The sequence below is a fragment of the Bacillus sp. NTK074B genome (genome assembly GCF_017303375.1).
In the GTDB taxonomy this organism is placed as follows: Bacteria; Bacillota; Bacilli; order Bacillales; family Bacillaceae_B; genus Rossellomorea.
The window spans coordinates 82,244-98,956 of sequence record NZ_JAFKOH010000002.1 but is presented as its reverse complement, the minus strand read 5'-3'; the positions used below and the strand labels follow the sequence as shown (position 1 = coordinate 98,956).

At 41.8% G+C, this 16,713-nt stretch carries 16 protein-coding genes and 2 pseudogenes; 16 read left to right on the top strand and 2 right to left on the bottom strand.

The genetic code is table 11. The features are described 5' to 3' along the window. The first annotated feature begins 172 nt into the window (after window positions 1-172). Entirely contained in the window at window positions 173-1,654 is a 1,482-nt protein-coding gene (locus JI667_RS03880) for a SulP family inorganic anion transporter (protein WP_206850767.1), read from the top strand. A gap of 130 nt (window positions 1,655-1,784) precedes the next feature. On the opposite strand, the gene JI667_RS03875 is transcribed toward JI667_RS03880, so the two are convergent. Continuing rightward, on the bottom strand, window positions 1,785-3,416 hold the full coding sequence (locus JI667_RS03875; protein WP_206850759.1) for a M4 family metallopeptidase: 1,632 nt from the start codon (window positions 3,414-3,416) through the stop codon (window positions 1,785-1,787). A 285-nt stretch (window positions 3,417-3,701) separates the two neighbouring features. Here JI667_RS03875 and JI667_RS03870 point away from each other — a divergent pair, with 285 nt between their 5' ends. The 5 genes from JI667_RS03870 (at window position 3,702) to JI667_RS03850 (ending at window position 7,734) form a co-directional block, all read left to right on the top strand. Further along, window positions 3,702-4,397 (top strand): Type 1 glutamine amidotransferase-like domain-containing protein, encoded by a 696-nt coding sequence (locus JI667_RS03870; protein WP_206850757.1) that lies wholly within the window; start codon window positions 3,702-3,704, stop codon window positions 4,395-4,397. Window positions 4,398-4,446: 49 nt separating this feature from the next. Then, window positions 4,447-5,187 (top strand): class I SAM-dependent methyltransferase, encoded by a 741-nt coding sequence (locus JI667_RS03865; protein ID WP_206850749.1) that lies wholly within the window; start codon window positions 4,447-4,449, stop codon window positions 5,185-5,187. Window positions 5,188-5,580: 393 nt separating this feature from the next. Then, the gene (locus JI667_RS03860) at window positions 5,581-6,171 is read left to right on the top strand and encodes a GNAT family N-acetyltransferase (protein ID WP_206850747.1); all 591 of its coding nucleotides are present in this window, start codon (window positions 5,581-5,583) and stop codon (window positions 6,169-6,171) included. Between the two features lie 68 nt (window positions 6,172-6,239). Beyond that, window positions 6,240-7,061 (top strand): hypothetical protein, encoded by an 822-nt coding sequence (locus JI667_RS03855; RefSeq protein WP_206850745.1) that lies wholly within the window; start codon window positions 6,240-6,242, stop codon window positions 7,059-7,061. Continuing rightward, complete coding sequence (locus JI667_RS03850) at window positions 7,051-7,734, top strand: serine hydrolase (protein ID WP_206850743.1); 684 nt, start codon at window positions 7,051-7,053, stop codon at window positions 7,732-7,734. Before JI667_RS03855 ends, JI667_RS03850 begins: the two co-directional genes overlap by 11 nt. Before the next feature lie 51 nt (window positions 7,735-7,785). Here JI667_RS03850 and JI667_RS03845 read toward each other — a convergent pair whose 3' ends face one another. Next, a complete protein-coding gene (locus JI667_RS03845; protein ID WP_206850742.1) occupies window positions 7,786-8,331 on the bottom strand; it encodes a GNAT family N-acetyltransferase in 546 nt (181 codons plus the stop codon). A 330-nt stretch (window positions 8,332-8,661) separates the two neighbouring features. Here JI667_RS03845 and rlmN point away from each other — a divergent pair, with 330 nt between their 5' ends. The 10 genes and pseudogenes from rlmN (at window position 8,662) to JI667_RS03785 (ending at window position 16,663) form a co-directional block, all read left to right on the top strand. Continuing rightward, on the top strand, window positions 8,662-9,732 hold the full coding sequence (gene rlmN / locus JI667_RS03840; protein ID WP_098351586.1) for a 23S rRNA (adenine(2503)-C(2))-methyltransferase RlmN: 1,071 nt from the start codon (window positions 8,662-8,664) through the stop codon (window positions 9,730-9,732). 242 nt (window positions 9,733-9,974) lie between these two features. After that, a complete protein-coding gene (locus JI667_RS03835; protein ID WP_206850740.1) occupies window positions 9,975-11,018 on the top strand; it encodes an ArsR/SmtB family transcription factor in 1,044 nt (347 codons plus the stop codon). 14 nt (window positions 11,019-11,032) lie between these two features. Continuing rightward, a complete protein-coding gene (locus JI667_RS03830) occupies window positions 11,033-12,259 on the top strand; it encodes an MFS transporter (RefSeq protein ID WP_244668193.1) in 1,227 nt (408 codons plus the stop codon). Window positions 12,260-12,317: 58 nt separating this feature from the next. After that, window positions 12,318-13,175, top strand: a pseudogene (locus JI667_RS22625) (DUF2785 domain-containing protein). A gap of 13 nt (window positions 13,176-13,188) precedes the next feature. Continuing rightward, window positions 13,189-14,553: an NAD(FAD)-utilizing dehydrogenase gene (locus JI667_RS03815; RefSeq protein WP_206850737.1), complete on the top strand. Its 1,365-nt coding sequence runs from the start codon at window positions 13,189-13,191 to the stop codon at window positions 14,551-14,553. Between the two features lie 77 nt (window positions 14,554-14,630). Beyond that, window positions 14,631-14,996, top strand: a complete 366-nt coding sequence (locus JI667_RS03810) for a hypothetical protein (protein ID WP_206850735.1) — start codon at window positions 14,631-14,633, stop codon at window positions 14,994-14,996. A gap of 42 nt (window positions 14,997-15,038) precedes the next feature. Beyond that, window positions 15,039-15,473 carry a hypothetical protein gene (locus JI667_RS03805; RefSeq protein ID WP_206850732.1) on the top strand — a complete coding sequence of 145 codons (435 nt, stop codon included), beginning with the start codon at window positions 15,039-15,041 and terminating at the stop codon, window positions 15,471-15,473. Window positions 15,474-15,493: 20 nt separating this feature from the next. Continuing rightward, window positions 15,494-15,778 (top strand): hypothetical protein, encoded by a 285-nt coding sequence (locus JI667_RS03800; RefSeq protein ID WP_206850730.1) that lies wholly within the window; start codon window positions 15,494-15,496, stop codon window positions 15,776-15,778. 37 nt (window positions 15,779-15,815) lie between these two features. Next, window positions 15,816-16,277: pseudogene (locus JI667_RS22620) on the top strand (DinB family protein). A 194-nt stretch (window positions 16,278-16,471) separates the two neighbouring features. After that, a complete protein-coding gene (locus tag JI667_RS03785; RefSeq protein ID WP_206850719.1) occupies window positions 16,472-16,663 on the top strand; it encodes a hypothetical protein in 192 nt (63 codons plus the stop codon). The last annotated feature ends 50 nt before the right edge of the window (window positions 16,664-16,713 follow it).

Genomic DNA, 16,713 nt, shown 5'->3' with positions numbered 1-16,713 from the left:
AAATGTAGCAGAAAGTAAGTGTAAAGAAGAGAAATTGAAAGGAAATGTTTAATGTTTGCGCTTTCTTAAGGGTTTCACAAATACACCTATCCATTATATAATGTGCCTTGTGTTAAACGGCCCCGACTTTCATGAGAGTTGAAAGTCATCATTTAATCGAAAGAGGTGCATTATGAATTTTAGTGAAAAAATAAAATATGAATGGTTTGGAAATGTGAAAGGGGATATCCTTTCCGGGATGGTCGTTGCAATGGCTTTGATACCTGAGGCGATCGCGTTTTCCATAATTGCTGGTGTAGATCCCATGGTCGGATTATATGCTTCATTTTGTATTGCCGTAGTCATTGCGTTTGTTGGTGGGCGACCGGGAATGATCTCAGCTGCAACGGGTGCAACTGCCCTGTTGATGACAACTCTAGTGGCTGATCATGGTTTGCAATACTTACTGGCTGCAACAATATTGACAGGTGTGATCCAGATTATCATGGGTGTCCTGAAGTTAGGACGCTTAATGAAATTTGTGCCACGTTCTGTTATGGTCGGATTCGTGAATGCATTAGCCATCCTGATCTTCTCTGCACAATTACCGCATTTCGTTGGGGAGACTTGGGTGATGTATGCCATGGTTGCCGGGGCACTTGCTATCATTTACATTCTGCCTCGCTTCACCAAAGCTGTACCCTCCGCCTTGGTTGCAATTATTGCCGTGACTGTCTTTGCAGTGCTGACTGGAAGTGGAGTGCGTACGGTTGGGGATATGGGGGAATTAACCCAGACTCTGCCATTATTTTTAATTCCGGACATTCCACTCACATTTGAAACGTTGCAAATCATTTTCCCTTATTCGTTATCGATTGCGATTGTCGGCTTGGTAGAATCGCTTCTGACTGCCTCTATCGTAGACGATATGACGGACACTTCAAGTAATAAGAATAAAGAAGCAAGAGGCCAGGGGATTGCCAATATCGTATCCGGGTTCTTTGGAGGGATGGCGGGTTGTGCGATGATTGGACAATCAGTCATCAATGTGAAATCGGGAGGAAGAGGAAGGCTTTCCGCCCTTGTGGCAGGGATTTTCTTAATGACTCTTATACTCGTATTGAATGATTTCCTTGTTCAGATTCCCATGGCTGCCCTGGTTGGTGTCATGTTCATGGTATCTATCGGGACGTTTGATTGGTCGTCTTTAAAAAGCCTGCATAAAACTCCCTTTACAGATACACTGGTAATGCTTGTAACGGTTGGAACCGTACTAATGACACATGACTTGTCTAAAGGTGTACTGGTAGGAATTATTTTAAGTGCTGTATTCTTTGCTTCTAAAATTTCGAAAGTTAACATTACGACGATGGCATCAGGAGAAACACACAAAAAAGTATACCGGGTTTCGGGTCAATTGTTCTTTGCTTCTGTAACCGAGTTCGTAGAAAGCTTCAATTTCAATGAGGATATTAAAGAAGTGACACTTGATTTGACTCATGCTCATCTTTGGGATGATTCAGCGGTCGGCGCGATTGATAAAATTATGATCAAATACCATCAGAATGATGTGAAAGTCAATCTAATAGGATTGAATACAGAAAGCAATAACTTAATTGATAAACTGGCTGTCCACAAGAAGCCAGGTGGAATGGATAAAGCAGCAAATCACTAATTCACACACATAAAAGTCCTTGATCGATTGATCAAGGACTTTTTTTGGTTTTTTTATAATGGAAATGTTCAAACACCACATTGTTGTTGATCATACATGGGCAGAGATAGAATTACTGCCCATCCGATCATTAATTGATACCGACAGCGTCAAAAGAGAGCCTCACAGCATTCACTTCTGACGAAGTACTGCCGTATAAATCGGCAGCTGCTTGTACGGCAGCTGCTCTTGCCTGACTGAAAGTAGATGAGGCAGTCAAGTAGACCGTATTCATACGGTAGTATATATCCCCAAGCTTCTCACGACCGATTCCCGGGACAGTGACACCATAATGGGTGCCGCCTTCACTCAATAAATACGCCTGCTTGTTGATGATACCGCTATTTGTATGAACTCCGCCGTTGTCTGCCGTCCCTGTATATCTCTTGGAATAATGATCAGGGTCACCGTATTTCGCCGGATTGCTCATAGAGCGAAGGGCATCTCCTGTAGTGCCAGGAGTATAAATATCTTCCCCGATTTCAAAGTCGGGATTATACCCGTTCTCATACTCCACCAACGTACCAAAAATATCTGAAATCGCTTCATTCAACGCCCCTGATTCATTCTGATAAACGAGATCAGAAGAGAAATCTGTAACAGCATGTGTGAGTTCATGGGCAACAACGTCAATCCCACCTGAAAGCGGAACGAAGGTAGTGCCATCCCCGTCACCGTATACCATCTGAGAACCGTTCCAAAATGCGTTGTTATATCCGCTGCTGTAATGAACGGATGATACTAATTTAGCACCCTGATTGTCATAGGAATTTCGATTGAAATGGTTTTTATAATAATCATACGTGACTCCTGCGAAATAATGGGCGTCAACCGCTGGTGCATCATATGTGGCATTCAACACATTATCGCTATCCGACCAAAGGGTGCCTGGTAAGAAAAATTGGGGGAAGAACGTACGGTTATTCATGTTGTATGTAAAAATGCCACTTCCTCTTGTATTATCCTGTAAATAGTACTTTCCGCTTGAAAGAGTCGTGTTTAGGGGCTTTGAAGCTCCCAGGACACCCTTACCCGTCCCTACTTGATTCGTCCCGCTGACCTCATGCATGTCATTATATTTATTCAGGATATCACCGGTCTTTGCGTCAATAAAGTAATTCCAGTTTCCTGGAGACGGTTCTAGATAGTTCAGGTTAATAAAATAGGCAAAAGAAGCCTTATCACCATCTGCATAAACGACTAACTCCGGCATTGCTTCTTTCTCTAATTTTGGATTTTGTCCTAGATCCTCTTTAGCAAGCTTTAATGCCTTTTTGGCGTTTATTTTCTTTTTGGAGGAGGACATTTTTTCTTCCAGGTCTGCCACCACTGATCCGGAAAATGCCTGGAGAACACCATTTTTCTGCACGACTCCTGACTGTGTGGACCCCCAGACAGGAACATTTTGATACGTTTGCTGAATGCGGACGACTGTATTACCCAGGCTGTCTTTTTCAATTGAGAGCACGTTGAACTGCTCGTCCGTTTTTTTGTTGGACAGTTTGAATGCAGATTTGTTTTGTTCTACAAAAGATAGGACAACGGCTTCCGCATCTTTTCCAGTGGGAGCGGATAATTGCCCTGTTACAAATTCAGGTGTGCCCGCTTTCTTGTTCATTTGGAAATGAGCATGATCTGAAGGAGCAGCAAGGCTGCCGGTAGCCATCATTCCGGAGAGAATTCCAACGGATAGTCCCATGGTTAAAATCTTTTTCTTCTTCATTCCAATTCCTCCTCTTTTTCTAATAATTCTGCCAAATTAAGAATATCACAGGATAGGAAAAGGCGGTATTGAGAAAACATAGGACTATTTTCAGATAGGAATCGCCCTTAATTCAGCCAAAACAAGAAAATTTTCATGATTACACCGTTTTTTCAGAACTATAAAAGAGCGAGGGACGGACCTCCAATTTTAAAACATTTTTTTGATTTAACACTATTTATTGCTATAATTAACATAATTAGGGATAGGAATTTGGAGGTCCGTCCCTCAAAAGGGGGAGATGAGTTGAGCGGGTTGTATCTTTCAGGTGGTGGGGGTAGAGAGCAGACGTGTGAGATTGATAAGGTATTTGCAAGTGAATTGGATAGGGGTAAGCCGTTGTTATATCTTCCGATTGCGATGGATCCCGCTCAAATTTCGTATGAGGATTGCTATCAATGGATACATAGTGTATTCGGACCGTTTGGAATTACGGACATTACGATGTGGTTGGATTTGAGGGGGAAATCACTGGAGGAGCTTAAGGAGTTTTCGGCTGTCTATATAGGCGGTGGCAATACGTTCAACTTGATGCATTCCATTCTACAGGACGGATTCCACGCTCCGTTAACCGCATTTAAAGAAGAAGGCGGACTGATTTATGGTGGGAGTGCCGGAGCCATTGTAATGGGAAGCAATATCTCAACCTGTGAACATATGGATGAAAATACAGTTCTCTTGAGGGCCAGCAAAGCTTTATCCTATCTGGATGATTATTCTATTTGGTGTCACTATGAGGAAGAAAATGATCATCTAATAAACCGGTTCATTGATACATACGGTAAACCTGTGATAGCACTAAGTGAAGAGACGGGTTTACAAGTGAAAAATGGCAGAACCAAAGTGCTGGGTACTATTCCTGCCTATGTATTTGCTTCAAGCAAGAAGAAGGAAACGATAGAGCCGGGCGGCGATTTTTCTCAATGTTTTAAATCTTCCTGATAGAGATCTGAAGTTCATAAGACTTTCTAGTAGAGAAAGAAGGGTGAAAATGAAACAAAACATATATGACGATCCCATATTCTTTGAAGGGTATATGAACCTGCGGGATTCAGGTCGGACATATAATGATTTTCTTGAGCAGCCTGCTATGAAAGAAGAGATTCAGGACCTAACGGGAAAACGCATAATGGATCTTGGATGCGGGACAGGTGCATTATCGAAATACTGTATTGATCAGGGAGCATCTTCTGTCGTCGGGGTGGATATTTCTGAAAACATGATATCACGTGCTTTAAACGATCATCCCGATAATAAGATAATATATGTATGCAGTCCTATCGAGGATCTGTCCTCCACGGGAGAGCCCTTTGACTTGATTGTAAGCTCATTGGCACTTCATTATATCAAAGACTATGGATCTCTCATTCAGAAGCTCCACACTCTTTTGAAACCCGGAGGAAGGCTGGTATACTCTATAGAGCACCCCATCGTGACCGCACGAAAAGACATGAACAATTGGTGGGGAAATGATGAGGGTGAACGGCTGCACTGGGCACTTGATCACTATCGCCATGAAGGGAAACGGCAGCAGCATTGGTATGTGGACGGGGTGATTAAATATCACCGCACGATACCAACGTTGATTAATGGCCTGATACAACAGGGTTTCACGTTGGAAAAGCTGCTTGAGCCCCTGCCGACTCCTGAAGGACTGGATCTGATGCCTGGGCTAAGAAATGAGGAAAGAAGGCCATCGTTTCTTATTGTTAGTGGGCGTAAGTCCAGTTGAATAGACAGTGGAAATAATGAATCAATCACTGAATAGTCTAAAATAAAGTATTGACATGAAGATCACCATTGCCTTATAATTTCAATAATTTAAAATATTTCCAATTAAGCGTTGAAGAGATTGTCATTGTTACAGAAGTGATGAACAGAGAGCCCTGATGGTGGAAAAGGGACATCACGGTAAGGACGATAAAAGACTCGGAGCTGTGCATGAAGCTGCTCTAGGCAGCCATTACAACGGGAACTCCCGTTATAGAGGGCGGATACATGTTATCCGTTAAGGTCGGTATGGTGACATACCGGTAAACTGAGGTGGTACCACGAAACTCTCGTCCTCAAGATTCATTTCTTGAGAACGGGGGTTTTTTTACTTTTTATAAAGGGAGTGCTTACAATGAACCCAATATTACTAGACATACCAACAATGATTGAAACCGAAAGATTAAGATTAAGAATGCCGCGTCCCGGAGATGGCAGTAAGGTTAATGCTGCAATCAAAGCATCCTTGTCTGAATTACAGCCTTGGCTTGGGTTTGCCCTAAGTAATCCCGAAGTGGAAGATACCGAGTCGAACGCCCGCGAAGCCCATGCGAAATTTCTTACCAGAGAGAGTCTTAGATACTTGGTTTTCTTGAAAAACACAGACGAATTTGTCGGATCAACGGGGTTTCATAATATCGACTGGAGTATTCCGAAACTAGAAATCGGCTATTGGATCGACACGAGGATGAGCGGTAATGGATACATGGTAGAAGCGGTGGGGGAATTAACGAAGTTTGCTTTGACTGGGCTGGGTGGAAGAAGGGTGGAAATAAGATGTGAATCAACGAATCTTAAGAGCAGGGCCATACCCGAGAAACTTGGATATGATTTGGAAGGAATCCTGCGAAACGAAGATCTTTCCGTGGATGGTAAACATTTAACGGATACATGTGTATATGCCAAGATCTCCTATAGTCAGAGAATAGAGAAAAGTCAACTTTGAATTGGGGAAATCTTCCTGTAAAATGATAATGTAGTATTTTCTCAGTATTTGTAGAAGGAGGGGTTCTTTTGAACCGATACATATGTGAAACATGTGGAGTACAGTACGAACATACCCCGCAAATTCCTGAACGATGTGTGATTTGTGAGGAAGAAAGGCAATATGTAAGTCCATCGGGTCAAGCCTGGACCACGATAGAGAAAATGAAGGAGAAACCTTTCAGGAATAAAATCACACTAGAGGAGTCAGGGTTATATAGTGTGAAAACAATACCTGAATTTGCCATCGGACAAACGGCTTATCTCATTCAAGAAGAAGGGTTCAACCTTTTATGGGACTGCATTTCGTACCTTGATGAAGAGACGATCAGTGAGATTGCGAGACTTGGAGGGTTGGATGCCATTGCCCTGTCCCATCCCCATTATTACTCCACACAGGTAGATTGGGCTGAAACATTCGATGTGCCCATCTATATACACGAAGATGACCGGGAGTGGGTGATGAGGAAAAGTGATCGGATTGTTTATTGGTCCGGTGAATCCCTGCAATTACATAGTGGTTTGACCATACACCGTCTTGGCGGACACTTCAAAGGCGGTTCTATCCTTCACTGGAAAGAAGGTTGCGGCAGTAAAGGAATTCTCTTAACAGGGGATATCATTCAGGTGGTGGCCGACAGACAGTGGGTCAGCTTCATGTACAGCTATCCAAATCTTATCCCCCTTCCCGCAAGGAAAGTAGTCCAAATGGCAAAGGTGGTCAAAGACATGAAATTTCACCGATTATATAATGCCTTTCATCGGGTGGTAAAGGAGAACGCACATGAGAGAGTGCAGAAGTCTGCTGAGAGGTACGTGAAGGCTTTGGAAGGAGTATGGTTTGAAACTTAAAGAGACGCAAGCATTGCAGAGTATAATCACCAGCCTAATTCCATCCCACACATTATTCGGTTTTTACCTGCACGACACGAATACTAAGGAAACGATCACTATCAATGAGGATGAGAGGCTTCCTTTGGCGAGCGTTTCTAAATGGATTACCTCCATTCTCGTTTCAAGGAGTACCCATTCAGTAGTAAATGAAGATCTATATTTAACCGTATGTGAACACAGCACGGGGTCTTACGTTAATTTGATCCACGAACTCCCGGAACAGTACCTGAATGATTCTCTTGCAAGTTTGGATGTTGATTGTAAAGTATCTGATCAGAATAGAGATACAGTGAATAATATCGGAACTCCAAAGGGTTTGTTTCAAATGATGGATCTTTTACTGGGTAAAGGATTAAAACCTGATCATAAGGAAGCTATAATGAAAGGAATGAAACATCAGAGTGATCCAGATGGGTTTTGTTTTTCCCTGCCGTGGTTCCATATGACAGGTGGTTTAGAAGGTGTATGCAATGATGTCGGTTTTATAAAGACAGATGAAACTGTAGTCATTGTCATCGGATTGCTTCACTGTCAGGATCCCCTAGTTGAATGGAATGAGTTGGAGAAACTCATGTCTACGATTGGAGAGTCGGTAGAGAGGTACATTAAAAAGGTATACAGCATAAAGTGAACACTAAACAACCAGCTTTAACTAAAAGAAGCTGGTTGTTTTTTTATTCTATCAAGAAACCTCCCAATCCCTTTTCAATAGACTATAGGTCACGATGTCTTCATAATGATCATATAACCATTGACCTTCCCGGGTGATCCCTTCTTTTGTGAACCCCAAACGTTCCGGGATTCCTATGCTCTTCTTATTGTTGAGGGCACATTGAATTTCTACCCTGTTTAGATCCATTTCTAAAAAAAGATATTGTAAGAGTGAGGAAACAGCGCGGGAGATGATCCCTTTTCCTTCAGCTTCCCGGGAAAGAAGGTATCCAATACTTGTACTCCTGCTTTTCCAATCGATATAATGAAGCCCGATCATACCTACTAATCTTCCATGATACCGTATGCCGGCATCAAATCCGTTGTTATCCGCGTAATTCCGGATCCACATTGGGATAATCGGTTCCAAATCCTCAGGTGATTGCCGCTTATCCACCCATAGAAGCCACTTTCGAAGATGTTCCCGGTTTGAATCAATCAGTTCGTACAACTCGTGTATATGATGCTGTTGAAACAGATCGATCGAAATTTCTGGATCTACTGTGAAAGAAAACATGGTTAACATCTCCTTTTTAATATTTAGAAGATTATACCATATTCGGGATGCTTTGAAGTTCATTATTTTTTTAATAAGATTAAAAATGTATCCTTGCAAGGTAATACGTTGAAACAGAAATTATCTTGTAATAGAAGAAAATCTCTTAATTGGCCATAGGGTCAATATTTAAAGTATACGCCGGATCAAAACCCGGCGTATTTTGGTGTTTTTGTACTAAATTACGGAATTCCAATTCTTCTCAACACTTATAAATCCCTTGAAACATTCCCATACTTTAAGTAGTATAGATAAGTAGAAAATTGTAGAGTTTTGAAATGAGGGTTTTAAATGGAAAAGAAATCCATATATGGATTAACATTAGATCAATTGACGTCATGGCTCGTTGAAAACGGACAAAAGAAATTCCGTGCGGCTCAAGTATGGGATTGGTTATATAAGAAAAGAGTGACAAACTTTGCCGACATGAAGAACCTGAACGCTGACTGTGTTCAGCTTCTAGAAGAGAATTTCTATCTTCACACGCTCACTCAGGAAATCAAGCAGGAATCAAAGGATGGTACGATTAAATTCCTATTCAAACTTGAAGATGGGAACCTGATTGAAACCGTCTTGATGCGTTTCAACTACGGGCTGAGTGTGTGTGTCACTACACAGGTAGGTTGTAACATCGGGTGTACATTCTGTGCAAGTGGACTGTTGAAGAAGAACCGCGACTTATCCAGCGGTGAAATTGTGGAACAGATCATGAATGTGCAGCACCATCTGGATGAAGCAGGGAACGGAGAACGTGTCAGTCATATCGTTGTGATGGGAATTGGTGAACCGTTCGATAACTATGATAATATGATGGACTTCTTCCGTGTGGTAAATGACCAAAAAGGTCTTTCAATTGGAGCGCGTCACATTACCGTTTCCACAAGTGGATTGGCAGATAAGATTTACAAGTTTGCTGATGAAAACATTCAAATCAATCTGGCTGTTTCACTTCATGCGCCAAACAACGAATTGCGTACAAGGATCATGAAGATCAATCGTGCCTATCCTTTAGAGAAACTCATGCCTGCGATTGATTATTACCTCGAGAAGACCAATCGTCGGATCACCTTCGAGTATATTCTCTTAAGTGATGTGAATGATCATAAGGAAGAAGCCCTTCAGCTTGCCAAACTGCTGAAGAATAAGCGTCATCTTTCATACGTAAACTTGATTCCTTATAATCCGGTCGACGAACACAACCAGTATCAGAGAAGTACAAAAGAAGCGATTGTTGAATTCTATGGTACCCTGCTGGAACATGGTATTAACTGTGGCGTGCGTGTAGAGCAGGGGACGGATATCGATGCAGCATGCGGTCAGTTGAGAAGTAAGCAAATCAAGAAAGATAAAGTTAAATCGTAATACTTTTAATTGGAGCACATGAATCCCTGTATAGGATTTATGTGCTTTTTTCTTGTGTGCGATGACAAGGGTGTGGGAATCTCCTTTATTTTCACTAAGAAAAGGATCGCCAACTACCTTTTTATAAAAAAATAGTAATATTTTGTGTTTTATTTCAATTTATGTTGAATTATGAATTCTATAATTATAGAATGGTCTTAGAAAAAAATTTTTTGAAATTTTTAGAAAAGAGGTGTGTCTGTATGGAAGTACTCCATATGACCAGTCGGAAAAGAGAAACATATGAAGTGAAAATGGAAGCCTCCCTGCTATGGGAGTGTGCGCTAGGGATTGCGGCGATCACCAATTCAAGGCTTATTGATACGTTAGAAAAATCCAAGGCATCATGGGATAAGTTGAAAAAGTCCCTATCTCGCCCCCTGCTGACAGATTTGGAGTTCGTGGAAAAGAATAATACCTGGAAATCCCTTCTCCTGTTATTACACCAAAGAGAATTTCGGACATTACCTGAATTCATCTCATATATAGATGACTTGGAAGATGAAAAATTCAAATACCATTGCATTCCTTACATAGGTCTTAAATTTCAAGAATGTCGAATACTCGCTTCAAAGGGGGATGTGCCATCACGGAACAGATTGAAAGAACAGAGTGATGATAATCCTTACTATCCAGGCTATATTGAATTCATCAGCACGACAAATGTCCACAATCTTAAGATGCACCTAAAAAGTGTGATGACGCGATGGTATGAAGAAGTGATTTCAACTGAACTGGAGACACTATCCGGGATATTGACAAGGGATAAACAGTCCAAGAAAGAGATGAGTGGAAAGTTGAATCCTGAAGCTTTGGTGGAGTGGGCCACAGGCGGTATCACCTATTTACCCGAGCCCGCTGTCCACACGGTCCTCCTCATTCCACAGACGATTTACCGTCCTTGGAACGTCGAAGGGGATGTAGAAGGAGTGAAAGTGTTTTATTACCCTGTAGCCAATGAAAGTGTCTATCCGGACGATAAGGATATGCCAAACTATTTTCTCGTACAGAAACATAAAGCCCTCGGGGATGATGCACGCCTCAGGATGGTGAAATTGTTAAAACGTTCAGAACGCACGCTGCAGGAAATCACGAATGAGTTGGGTATGGGTAAATCCACGGTCCATCATCATTTGAAAATCCTCAGGTCTGCCAGGCTTGTCGACATCCAGGATGGAAAATATCGCTTGAAAGAGAATGCTATAGGCTCATTGTCGAAAGAATTGGTGAAATACTTAATGGATTAAGGGGATGAAAGAATTTGGGAGAACCATCGGTCAGCATCAATCAAATGAATGAACTTCCGCCTTTAAAGAAGAACTATTCCGTTTTCAGATTCATGGGAGGAAATTTGATTTCGTTTTTCGGGGACCAGATCTATTTAATCGCCATTCCTTTGATGGTATTAAGCATCACTGGGTCACCTGTAACCATGGGAGTTGTGGCCGCTCTTGAGCGGCTTCCGATTTTACTGCAGCCATTCGCCGGGATCCTGTCAGATCGTTTCAACCGTAAGCACTTGCTCCTGATATGTGATGTGGGGCGATGCTTACTTGTCGGCGTGATCGGGGTTCTCTTCATACTGGGAATTCTTGAAATGTGGATGATCTATCCTGCGGTGTTTGGGATTGGTCTATTGAGTCAAATTTATAATACATCTCAATTTGCCACGATACCGGGTCTTGTCAGGGGAGAAGACCTTCAGGTTGTGAATTCATTGAATTCAGGGATATTCAATTTAGCCGTGTTTATCGCACCGGGATTGGGAGGAATGATTATCTCCTTCTTTAACCCAGGGTACGCCTTACTTGTCAATAGCTTCAGCTTTCTGTTGTCTTTTCTTGCCGTTGCGAGTCTACGGATGAAGGTGAAGGAGAAAGAGTTTTCAGATAATTCAATTTGGGGGGGAATAAGGGAAGGATTTATATACGTCGTAAAGACTAAACCAATCTTATATACCAACCTTGCCATGGTCACTTCTGTGTTTGGAACTACTTTATTCCTTACGTTATTGGTGTTTCATCTTAAAGATTCCATCCAATTGGAGACGGTTTTGATAGGGTGGTTGTTATCAATGGGAGGAGTAGGTGCCATATTGGGTGCGATGTCGTCTAGCCTGTTCCGGAAGCGGTTCTCTTATCGCACCATTTTATTTACGTCTTCCGTGATCGGGGGACTTTCGATCCTTTGTTTCGGCTGGATGGAAACTTTTCCAGGCCTTGTCATCATGAATGCAGTAGGGACTTTCTGCGCTTCAATGATGAGCCCGTGCATTGTTACCATCCGACAAACGTTGACACCGGATCATTTATTGGGAAGGGTACAGGCCACTTGTCGACTCATGACGTGGGTCTTCATGCCCCTTGCAGCATTCCTGGCGGGATTATTGGCAGAATCCATTGGGACACACCATACAATCATTCTGGCAGGTGCCATCTCCACCCTGGCCTCGATTCCGTATTTACATCATAGTTTAATTGATAAATAGAGGGACGGACCTCAGAAAGTATTTTATGGTAGGATAGAAATAGAATGATAGCAGGGGGATGAAGGATATGATCACGGAAGAACGGTTGGCAATGAAATTGAGAACGATTGATTTCACACGTTTAGAATCCATTAAAGAAACGCACATGGATGAATTATTAAATGAAATGCTCCACCACATTGGTTCCATTAATGGAGACTTAAGGTATACGCTGATTTATACGAGTTTCTATAGACTGATGGAAGGAAACCATCTTTCAGATGAGCAAATGATATTCTTGTTTGATCGTTGTATTGACGAAACTCATTTGTTTTATGGAATTGGAAAAGTGGAAGATGATTCGGTTTTTACTCGTTCATTTTCATCATTGGTTTTGGCATTACTTTTGGATAAGGACCGTGAAAGGCCATATTTACCCTACGAAAAAATCCAGGAAGCAACCGAAGCCTGTTTTCACTATTTGGAGGCAGAAGTCGATACCCGGGGTTATGTGGAAAGGAAAGGGTGGGCACACAGCATTGCACACTGAGCCGACTATTTAACGGAAGTCATCAACCACCCACATTTTCCACAAGAGCTTCATCAGAGAAGCCTTAAGGTGGTCAAAGTATGCATGTTCAAAGACGCAGCTTATATGGATAATGAGGATGGCCGCTTATGTTATGCCATTGAAGCGCTGATCGATAAAGGATTGACTGATGAAGAGCTGCACTCATGGGTGATGGAGATTTCCAGTTCTGTAAACAAACGTTATAAGGATAATGGATATTCCCTATCGTTTTACAGAGAGCAAATGAATGTCAAACAATTCATGCAGACCTGTTATTTCCGACTGAAATGGAAAGGTTCTGGAAGCAAATCAAGAGACCTTGTTGATTCAGTGCTTCAAAAGTGGCACAGGCACGAATTCAACTGAGAGGGGAGACGACATGGAGTCAAATCATCACGACATCACCATCATAGGAGCAGGTGTGAGCAGTGTGTTTCTCGCTTACACATTGATGAAACAAAATGAACATCTCACCATCCATATGGTCGATGTTGGCAAGGCACTGAGTGAGCGGATTTGTGGATTGGATACCGGTGGAGAGTGCACGTGTGTCGGCCTATGCAGTAAATATATCGGTTTTGCCGGCCTGGGTAAATCAGAAGGAAAGTTCAATTATACGAATGATTTCGGAGGAGAGCTTGGCAGGAAGATTGGAAAACAGCACACACTTGACTTGATGCAGGAAGTGGACGAGATCCTCTGTGAGTTTGGCGGCGCCATCAGACCTGTTTACAGTACAAAAAATGAGGAGCTTTCAAACAGGGCGGCACTTGCTGGACTACATGCATTATCAACGGAGGTTCGACACCTGGGGACAGCATTGGCAAATCAAGTGTTCCAAAAGATGTATGAATTTCTGAAAACCAGGGTCAATTTCCATTTCGAAACGATCATTGAGAGGATTTCAATCCAAGATCCAGGATTTCGCATTGAAACTGATAAAGGTGATTTCACCACTGGAAAAGTAGTAATTGGAACCGGGATGAGCGGCAGCTCGTGGCTGAAAAAACAAGCCGCATCTCTAGGGCTTCATCCGGGGGGAACCCGTTTGGATCTAGGGATACGTGTAGAGATGAAAGGGGATCAGCTACAGAAAATATTGCAGGATACGTTTGAAACGAAGCTGAAGATTGAAAGGGACACCTTTAGTGCAACCACGTATTGTATGAATCCCCGTGGGAGGATCATCCGTAAACATCAACATGGGATGGTAATGCCGGATGGACAAAATGAACGTGAAAAAGAGAGCCCGAGTGCGAATTTAAATTTCAGCTTGTTCGTGCCTCGACACTTTTCCGGCCATGATGAAGCCATGGATTATGCATCTGAGATTATTAGCGGCATCAATCAAAGGCGGGGGCGGATTGTCGTTCAAAGGCTGGAAGATTTCCAATTACATAGAAGGACAACTTCTTTGGAAGGAAATCTTATAAATCCGTCCCTCGATGGGGGAGTCGGGAGTATATGGGAAGAGGTGCCTGATCAATATGGGAATGCACTCCTTGAGTTTCTGGCTTGCTTGGAAGAGCTGATAGGAGAGAAAGTGCATCCTGATACACTCCTATACGGCTTGGATGCGAAATTCTATGAGCCTAAATTACAAACGGATCGAAACTTTGAGACTGAAGTACCTGATTTGTTTTTGATTGGTGATTGCTCTGGAGAGACACATTCTTTATCTCAGGCAGCTGCGAGTGGTATATATTTAGGCAGATATCTGGGTAAAGACATTGCCAATAATTGATAAATTTAGAATTATTTGAAACCTTTCTGTCTGTTCTTTCGTAGTAGTAGGAAAGAACAGGCAGAAAGGATTTTTTAATGGGAGTAAGAGTTGACAGGAGCGATGTTGATGGTGAACCGATTATAGTTCATCATCCAAAAAAGCAGTTGAGTATGTATTCCCTCCTCAATTTACTAGGAGCGTTTATGATGATAGGATTCGGACTGATGTTTTTCACGGTCCCACTGGATGTCAACGAACAGTTGCAATGGGTTTATGTTAAGGGCATTCTTGCTGATGGGAAATTGATGAGAGAATACTTTATATTCCTGTTCACTATGGGATTCTTATATTTCACTTTGCTATTTTTGTACTTTAAAAGATATTGGAAGAAAACGTCTTTACTCATCACTCTATTGTGTTTGGGAATCATGGATGTTATCTTTTTCTTCCTTACATTTTAGAGACTCAGATATATAGAGGTATTAATGAATGGAGGATTATACTTGTATTACTATTTTAACGTTTTCCTGACGATCATCATCCTGATCATCGGGACGCTGATAGCTTTTTTCATCGACCAATTCAGTAAACAATTAGAAAGGGTCATACCTCCTAGATTCTTATTCCTTACAGTCGTATTGATTCTGTTTACATTGATGTTGAGTTCTACGATAATGGTCAGCTCATTGAAAAGTTGGAGTTTGTTGGATACGGCCTTCATCTCAAGCCTCTGTTTCTTTGCACTTGGATGGGTGACAAACATCTCCAAAAGGGCACAATTCAATCAGGCAGGGACCTTTGCTAAATTTATCACGAATAATCAGTTCAAATATGAATATGAATCCGCAAGCTCTACGGGTAAAAGTCCCTACTTCATTGCCAGTCTCTTGTTCCTCGTATTGAGTTGGGGACTTTCTTTTTGGATTGCCTATAGTTAGTGAGAGGGGGAGGAATGGGGATGAGTGAGTGGTGCATCCTCTTTGTTTTGTTATTGATGATTGTGACGGTTTTGGCATTCACCAATCTTATAGTCGTGAAGGTTTCAGGAAGTAGTAAAAAGAAGCGGATATGGTCGGGGATTGCATGTTTTCTTCTCAGTCCCTTGATCATGCTTGTGACTGGTTTCTCCTTAAGCCCATTTGATCCATATGGTTTTGGGACGGGGATGGTCATGCTGATTTATGGGATATTCTTTGCTTTGAACGGGCTGAGGATCATGGTGGTTGGATACTTCATGGAATAGCGGTTTTAAATGACATAATGAAAGGATAGATGAGAGAATGATAGACTTTTTTTCTTATAACTGGGAAGTAAGGAAAGACTGGTTTGAATGGTGCAGGGAAATTGAAAATGAAGAACTTCTGAAAGAGCGTACAGGGGGAATGGGAAGCTTCCTAAAGAACCTTTATCATGTTGCGGATTGTGAACGGATCTGGATGAATCAGCTGCAAGGAAATCCTCCGCCGATGAAGAACAACCATACGATTACCACATTAGAGTAAGTCATTTGTTTTTCAGAAAATACCCGGCAACAATCTGAACAATTTCTCTCCTTATGGACCCCTGCCTACGACAAGAAAGAATTCAATATGTCAACAAAATCTGGCAGGACTTACAGTCTTACATTCAAAAAGGTTTTGCAACATGTAGTGACCCATGAAATCCATCATATTGGTCAACTATCCGTATGGGCAAGGGAGATCGGGAAAAAACCAGTGTCCAGTGATTTTATTTTCAGATGAAATGATCCTTTGATTCAAAAATGGTCGTTTTGTTAACCAGTGAATTAAAGTAGCGTATGTATAAAAATTCTTTGGTCAATACTTTCTTAACAAATGAATGTGAACAGGCCTTCCAGAAAGAAATCACTTTAGAACAGGGGTCATCGGTGGTATACTTGATGAATTGTTCAAATAGAAATGGGGAAATACTCAATATGAGATATATGAAATCGCAAATGAAACTATTGGTAAGGGATAATAAAGAGTTGCAGACACGACTGAAAGTATTGATGGAAGAAATGAATTTAGAGAGAACGTTTGCCCTTAAAGCTCTTTACCATTCAGAAGTCGCAGAAGGTGGGAAATATCAGTCTGCCTATCAAGCGCTGGACTTGCCGAAGGAGTAGCTCTTAGCTGTTGAAAAAGGGTGACTACATTCTCTTTCATGTGGTAAAAT

Excerpts from the sequence above, each read along its gene's own strand:
- JI667_RS03880 (WP_206850767.1), top strand. The coding sequence starts at position 173 with ATGAATTTTAGTGAAAAAATAAAATATGAATGGTTTGGAAATGTGAAA.
- JI667_RS03875 (WP_206850759.1), bottom strand. The coding sequence starts at position 3,416 with ATGAAGAAGAAAAAGATTTTAACCATGGGACTATCCGTTGGAATTCTC.
- JI667_RS03865 (WP_206850749.1), top strand. The coding sequence starts at position 4,447 with ATGAAACAAAACATATATGACGATCCCATATTCTTTGAAGGGTATATG.
- JI667_RS03860 (WP_206850747.1), top strand. The coding sequence starts at position 5,581 with ATGAACCCAATATTACTAGACATACCAACAATGATTGAAACCGAAAGA.
- JI667_RS03845 (WP_206850742.1), bottom strand. The coding sequence starts at position 8,331 with ATGTTTTCTTTCACAGTAGATCCAGAAATTTCGATCGATCTGTTTCAA.
- rlmN (WP_098351586.1), top strand. The coding sequence starts at position 8,662 with ATGGAAAAGAAATCCATATATGGATTAACATTAGATCAATTGACGTCA.
- JI667_RS03835 (WP_206850740.1), top strand. The coding sequence starts at position 9,975 with ATGGAAGTACTCCATATGACCAGTCGGAAAAGAGAAACATATGAAGTG.
- JI667_RS03815 (WP_206850737.1), top strand. The coding sequence starts at position 13,189 with ATGGAGTCAAATCATCACGACATCACCATCATAGGAGCAGGTGTGAGC.
- JI667_RS03810 (WP_206850735.1), top strand. The coding sequence starts at position 14,631 with ATGGGAGTAAGAGTTGACAGGAGCGATGTTGATGGTGAACCGATTATA.
- JI667_RS03800 (WP_206850730.1), top strand. The coding sequence starts at position 15,494 with ATGAGTGAGTGGTGCATCCTCTTTGTTTTGTTATTGATGATTGTGACG.
- JI667_RS03785 (WP_206850719.1), top strand. The coding sequence starts at position 16,472 with ATGAGATATATGAAATCGCAAATGAAACTATTGGTAAGGGATAATAAA.